Source organism: Bradyrhizobium sp. (assembly GCF_050014615.1).
Taxonomy (GTDB): Bacteria; Pseudomonadota; Alphaproteobacteria; order Rhizobiales; family Xanthobacteraceae; genus Bradyrhizobium.
Genome location: NZ_JBEKCZ010000054.1, coordinates 21,653 through 27,777, shown reverse-complemented (window position 1 = coordinate 27,777; position 6,125 = coordinate 21,653). Strand labels below are relative to the sequence as shown.

Below are 6,125 nucleotides of genomic sequence, written 5' to 3'. Positions count from 1 at the left end.
GCTTGGAAGAGTAGGTCGCTGCCAGGTCTGCCAAGGACGGAACATCCTCTTTCACGATATCAAGATCAAAAGCCCCGCGGTTTTTCGCGGGGCTTTTTTGTTTTGATATTCCGTTCGACTTGAGCCGGCGTCACGACCGCGGTCACAAACTGCCATTATCGTTGAGGATTGAAAACAGCATTCCGTTGTCGGTGAGGATTCGCAAGAACGGACTCGGCTGTTGCGGCGCCGCGGTCTTCACCGGGACCGTGATGTAGAGCTTGAGAAGGCCGCCCTTGTCGTTGGTGATTTCGACGAAGACTTCCGCCGCCATTGCTGTCGCCGGCATCGTCATCGTGACCGAAGACGAATCCGCGGGCACCAGTCCGGGCGAGTCCGAGGTCCACCGGTAATGCAGGTGTTCGGGGTGGGTCTTTCGCACCTTGACCGCGAGCGTGATCTTGCTGCCGGGCGCGGCCGCTTTGATCGTTTTGCCGTGCTGGAACATGGTGACGGAAACGCGGGGCGCCGCGCTGTTCATGATCGTTCTCCGCTTCGGATTTGCAGTTCGGATTGACTGGAAGGCGCTCAACCTTAGCGGGCTTTGCGACCGCCGGGAAGTGCAAGGCGGAGGTGCCGCCGCGTCGTCTTTCGGGCGCCCCGGGGCTGTCCAGGCGCCATTTTATCACGGTGCGTTTCGCGATACCTTGCGTGCCCACGCCAAGCCGGAGGAAACCCCATGCCAGCCACCAACCGCGTCTACAACGTCGCCGTCATCCCCGGCGACGGCATCGGCAAGGAGGTCGTGCCGGAGGGCGTGCGGGTGCTCGAAGCCGCGGCCAAAAAGTTCGGCTTCGAGCTGCGCCAGGATCATTTCGATTTTGCCTCGTACGACTATTACGCCAAGCACGAGCGCATGATGCCGGAGGACTGGAAGGACCAGATCGGCAAGCATGACGCGATCTTCTTCGGCGCGGTCGGCTGGCCGGCCAAAATTCCGGACCACATATCGCTGTGGGGTTCGCTGATCATGTTCCGCCGCGAGTTCGATCAATACGTCAATCTGCGCCCGGTGCGGCTGATGCCCGGCGTGCCGTCGCCGCTGGCCAACCGCAAGCCCGGCGACATCGATTTCTGGGTGGTGCGGGAAAATACCGAGGGTGAATATTCTTCCGTCGGCGGCCGGATGTTCCCGGATACCGAGCGCGAATTCGTCACCCAGCAAACCGTCATGACGCGCATCGGCGTCGATCGCATTCTGAAATTCGCGTTTGATCTCGCGCAGTCGCGGCCCAAGAAGCATCTGACGTCGGCGACCAAATCCAACGGCATTTCGATCACGATGCCGTATTGGGACGAACGCGTCGAGGCGATGGCCAAGCACTATCCCAAGGTGAAATGGGACAAGTATCACATCGATATCCTGACCGCGAATTTCGTGCTGCACCCGGACTGGTTCGATGTCGTGGTCGGCTCGAATCTGTTCGGTGATATCCTTTCTGATTTGGGCCCGGCCTGCACCGGCACCATCGGCATCGCGCCGTCAGGCAACATCAATCCGGAAGGCAATTTCCCCTCGGTGTTCGAGCCGGTGCACGGCTCGGCGCCCGATATCGCGGGGCAGGGCATCGCCAATCCGATCGGCATGATCTGGTCGGGTGCGATGATGCTGGAACATCTCGGCGAGAAAACCGCCGCGGCCGCGATCGTGTCAGCGATCGAGCGCACGCTCGGCGAACGCACGCTGCGCACCAGGGATCTCGGCGGCAACGCCGATACCACGGCCTGCGGCAAGGCTGTGGCTGAGATGGTGGAGTGAAACCGTAGGGTGGGCAAAGCCAACGGGTCGCGCGAATGCGCGCCCGATGACAGGCTCCGCGTGCCCACCATTCAACATGGTGGTCTGGTGATAGATGGTGGGCACGGCGCGAAGAGCGCCTTTGCCCACCCTACGTTTTTCCTGCCGCGATCCTTCGGCAATGCTCCCACGCTGCCCCGATCAGATTCTCGCTCGCTTCGGGCGTGCGGAAGGCCGAATGTGCCGACAGCGTCACGTTCGGCAGTTGGGTCAAGGGATGATCCGCCGGCAGCGGTTCGATGTTGTAGACATCGAGCCCGGCGTGCCGGATGTGACCTGACTTCAGCGCATCGATCATCGCGGCTTCGTCCACCATCGCGCCGCGCGCGGTGTTGACCAGGATCACGCCCGGCCGCATCGCCGCGATGCGCTCTCGCGTCACAAAGCCGCGGGTTTCATCATTCAACAGCAGATGCAGCGAGACCACGTGGCTCTGCGCCAGCAGCGTATCGAGCGAGACGAACTCGACGCCGGGATGTTGCTTCGGTGACCGGTTCCAGGCCAGTACGCGCAGGCCGCTGCCGAGCGCGATGCGTGCGACTTCGGCGGCGATGCCGCCAAAGCCGATCAGGCCCAGCGTCTTGCCGGTGAGCTGCATGCCGTCCTCGCGCAGCCAGTTGCCGGCGCGCATCTCGCGGTCCATCCGGCTGATGCCGCGCGCGGCCGACCACATCAGCGCGATGGCGCATTCGGCGACGGCCGTGTCGCCATAGCCCTTGATCAGGTGAACTTCGATGCCCAACGCGGCGAGTTCTTCCGGATTCATGTAGCTGCGCGCGCCGGTGCCGAGAAAGACGACGTGCTTCAGGCCAATACAGCGCCGCGCGACTTCCGTCGGCAGGGGCGTGTGATCGATGATGATGATCTCGGCGCCGTCGAGCAGCGCAGGTACCTGATCCGCGGTAATGTCGGCGTTGCGGTTGATGTGCACCGGGGGATCATCGGGCTGGTTCTGCCGCTCGAAAATATCCGCCAGCGAGCCGTTGGCATCGACAAAAACTCCGCGCACAGAAATCTCCGTTACTTGCGATAAAACCCGCCCAGGGTTTGATTATGACGCGACGCCGGCGAGCGCCAGCACCGTATGCATCAGGACGTTGGCCCCCGCCGTGCAATCGACCTGGGTGGCGTCCTCGAGCTCATTGTGGCTGACGCCATCCTTGCAGGGCACGAACACCATCGCCGCCGGGATGATGGTGTTGAGGTTGCAGGCATCGTGACCGGCGCCGGAGGTGATGCGCCGGTGCGAATAGCCGAGCAGCTTCGCGGCATTCTCGACGGCATCCACCAGCTTCGGATTGAAATGGGTCGGCGGCTTGTGCCAGACCAGATCGAGCGTGACCTCGACCTTGCGCCGCTTGGCAATGTCGGCAATGGCGGCGCGCAGGTCCTTGTCGAGCGCGTCCATGATCGCGGCATCGGAGCTGCGGCAGTCGACGGTAAAGGCGATCTCACCGGGAATGACATTGCGCGAGGGCTTGGCGATCACGGCCTCGCCGACGGTGCCGACCGCGTTGGGGCCGTGCTTCTTGGCGATGCTTTCGACCGCCAGCACGATCTCGGACAAGGTCGCCAGTGCGTCGCGTCGCAGCGGCATCGGCGTCGAACCGGCATGGCTTTCGAAGCCGGTGATCTTGCCGTCGTACCACAATACGCCCTGGCCGGAATCGACCACGCCGATGGTCTTGCCCTCGGCCTCCAGAATAGGTCCTTGCTCGATATGCAGTTCGACGAAGCTGCCGAATTTTTGCGTGCCCACCGGTCTGTCGCCGCGGTAGCCGATGCCGTCCAGCGCCTCGCCGACGCTGACGCCTTCGGCATCTCGTCGCGACAGGATGTCGTCGGTGGTGAAATCGCCGACATAGGCCGCGGAGGCCATCATCGCCGGCGCGAAGCGCGAGCCTTCTTCATTGGTCCAGTTGGCGATGCAGATCGGGATCTCGGTCTCGATCCCGGCATCATTGAGGGTGCGGACCACCTCGAGGGCCGCCAGCGTGCCGAGCACGCCGTCGAACTTGCCGCCGGTCGGCTGGGTATCGAGATGCGAGCCGAGCCCGACCGGCAGCTTCGACATGTCGCGTCCCCTGCGCAGGCCGAACATCGAGCCGAGCGCGTCGACATGCACTTCGAGGCCTGCGGCCTCACAGGCCTTTCGGAACCAGTCGCGGACCTGCTTGTCCTCGGGGCCGAGCGTCAGCCGCCGCACCCCGCCTTTCGGGGTGGCGCCGAATTTCGCGGTTTCGTGAATCGTATCCCACAGCCGGGCGGAGTCGATTTGCAGGTTGGATGCGGTTTTGCTCATGGAACGGTTCCAACGATCAGGCGATATATTTCCAAACGATACTTTTCCAAGTGATCCGTTTCAATGACGCGCCGACAGCGGCGCGTCAACAACGACGCCGCCCCGCGCCAGCGAGGCGGCGATTTCAGCCACGCGCTCGATGGCGACGGTGTCGGGAGACGTCAGCCAGCTCGCCGAAAACGTCAGCAGCGGGATCTGCAGATTGGTCGACAGCAATTGCAGGCGCCCATCGGCCATCTCGTTTTCGACGATCGCGGTCGGGATCACGGCAATGCCGAGGCCTTCGACCGCCATATGGATCACCGTGCCCAGTGAAGCGCTGGCATGCAGGCGTATCGGCGGCAGATCGGGCCGGTTGAACAGCGAGCGCACCAGTTCATAGGGCGGGGTCTTGCGCGGAAAGGTGATGATCGGAAACTTCGCCAGATCGTGCACCGTCAGTCTCGACTTGCCGAGCCCGAGCGAGGGGCTGGCCAGGAATCCCACCGAATAGTCGCACAACACCCGGTTGCTGATGGTCGGCGCGATCACGGGTCCGAGCAGGAAGGCGAGTTCGATTTCCTGCGCCAGCAGTCGCGTTCGCAAATTCGAGGTGATGTCGACCTCGATTTCGAGCGAGAGATTGGGATAGGCATTATTGACGCTTTTAATCAGTTGCGTCAGCCAAGTGTGCACGATGGTCTCGGCGACGCCGAGCCGCAACACGCCGCGCATCGCCGATTGGTCGCCGACCGCCGCCAGCATCTCCGAGCGCAGCCCGATCAGCTTCTCGGCATAGACCAACATCTGCCGTCCGCTCGGCGTCGGCAGCACCATGCGCCGGTCGCGCTGCAAAAGTTTGACCCCGACCTCGCGTTCGAGTTGCGCGATCCGCTGCGAAATCGCAGGCTGGGTGGTGTTGAGCTTCTGGGCGGCCCCTCGGAAACTGCCGAGCGTCACCACCCACATAAAGGTCTCGATTGCCTTGAAATCAGCCATGCACCTTAAGTCCGCAGGTTGATAAATTGAATTTATCGATCTTGATTAAAAACAACGATTAGACATTATGCTAGTCCTATGCGCCTCTCTCTGTCGAGTAAATTAGGGCAGGACCTGATATGACCAGTTTGGCGAGAACGGAACGGCTCCTGGATGGCGCGGCGGCTGATCTGTTGCCGAGCATCGCAGCGCGACATGCCTATCGCACCGGCACGGCCGCGAGCACGGCCGGGGTCGCCAACGGTTTCGTCCAGGGCAATCTCGCGATCCTGCCGGAGAAGCTCGCGGCCTCGTTTCACCGGTTCTGCCAGCTCAATCCGAAACCATGCCCCATTATCGGCATGTCCGATGTCGGCGATCCCCGTATTCCCGCGCTCGGGATCGACCTCGACATCCGCACCGACATCCCGCGCTACCGCGTCTGGCGCGATGGCGAGGTGGTGGAGGAGCCCACTGACATCATGGCGCATTGGCGCGACGACCTCGTCGCCTTCGTGCTCGGCTGCTCATTTTCCTTTGAAGAGGCGCTGATGGCGGACGACCTGCCGATCCGTCACATCGAGCAAAAGGTGAAGGTGCCGATGTATCGCACCAATATCGCCTGTGCGCCTTCGGGGCCGTTCGCCGGTCCGATGGTGGTGTCGATGCGGCCGTTCAAGCCGGCGCAGGCGATCCGCGCGGTACAGATCACCTCGCGGTTTCCTTCGGTGCACGGCGCGCCGGTTCATCTCGGTCATCCCCATTCGATCGGGATCGCGGATATCGCCAAGCCGGACTATGGCGACGCGGTGCCGGTTGCGGCCGACGAGATTCCGGTATTCTGGGCGTGCGGGGTCACGCCGCAGGCGGTGATCGCGGCGGCGAAGCTGCCGTTTGCGATCACGCATGCGCCGGGCCTGATGCTGGTGACGGATCTGCGCAACAAGCAGCTTGCTGTGCTCTAATGGGCAGCTGCTGCCGTTCTTTGAGGCTTTACCGTACCCGTCAATCGTTTCATCGATAGCTGCC

Annotated in this window: 5 protein-coding genes and 1 pseudogene; 2 read left to right on the top strand and 4 right to left on the bottom strand. The window is 62.6% G+C overall.

Annotated elements, in window-relative coordinates; all coding sequences use genetic code 11:
* Positions 1–142 precede the first annotated feature (142 nt).
* Positions 143–520, bottom strand: coding sequence for a hypothetical protein (locus ABR948_RS11365; protein WP_428117278.1), 378 nt, complete (start codon positions 518–520; stop codon positions 143–145).
* Between the two features lie 198 nt (positions 521–718).
* Here ABR948_RS11365 and ABR948_RS11360 point away from each other — a divergent pair, with 198 nt between their 5' ends.
* Positions 719–1,798: a tartrate dehydrogenase gene (locus ABR948_RS11360; RefSeq protein WP_428117275.1), complete on the top strand. Its 1,080-nt coding sequence runs from the start codon at positions 719–721 to the stop codon at positions 1,796–1,798.
* 130 nt (positions 1,799–1,928) lie between these two features.
* Here ABR948_RS11360 and ABR948_RS11355 read toward each other — a convergent pair whose 3' ends face one another.
* Genes ABR948_RS11355 through ABR948_RS11345 form a run of 3 tightly spaced genes read right to left on the bottom strand, consistent with a single transcriptional unit; the run spans position 1,929 to position 5,117 of the window.
* Positions 1,929–2,846, bottom strand: coding sequence for an NAD(P)-dependent oxidoreductase (locus ABR948_RS11355; protein WP_428117273.1), 918 nt, complete (start codon positions 2,844–2,846; stop codon positions 1,929–1,931).
* A gap of 42 nt (positions 2,847–2,888) precedes the next feature.
* Positions 2,889–4,139 carry a Zn-dependent hydrolase gene (locus tag ABR948_RS11350; protein WP_428117271.1) on the bottom strand — a complete coding sequence of 417 codons (1,251 nt, stop codon included), beginning with the start codon at positions 4,137–4,139 and terminating at the stop codon, positions 2,889–2,891.
* Between the two features lie 60 nt (positions 4,140–4,199).
* Positions 4,200–5,117, bottom strand: coding sequence for a LysR family transcriptional regulator (locus ABR948_RS11345; protein ID WP_428117268.1), 918 nt, complete (start codon positions 5,115–5,117; stop codon positions 4,200–4,202).
* Positions 5,118–5,281: 164 nt separating this feature from the next.
* Between ABR948_RS11345 and ABR948_RS11340 the strand changes: the two are divergent.
* Positions 5,282–6,061 (top strand): annotated as a pseudogene (locus ABR948_RS11340) (putative hydro-lyase); the annotation flags it as partial.
* Positions 6,062–6,125: the final 64 nt, after the last annotated feature.

Excerpts from the sequence above, each read along its gene's own strand:
- ABR948_RS11365 (WP_428117278.1), bottom strand. The coding sequence starts at position 520 with ATGAACAGCGCGGCGCCCCGCGTTTCCGTCACCATGTTCCAGCACGGC.
- ABR948_RS11360 (WP_428117275.1), top strand. The coding sequence starts at position 719 with ATGCCAGCCACCAACCGCGTCTACAACGTCGCCGTCATCCCCGGCGAC.
- ABR948_RS11350 (WP_428117271.1), bottom strand. The coding sequence starts at position 4,139 with ATGAGCAAAACCGCATCCAACCTGCAAATCGACTCCGCCCGGCTGTGG.
- ABR948_RS11345 (WP_428117268.1), bottom strand. The coding sequence starts at position 5,117 with ATGGCTGATTTCAAGGCAATCGAGACCTTTATGTGGGTGGTGACGCTC.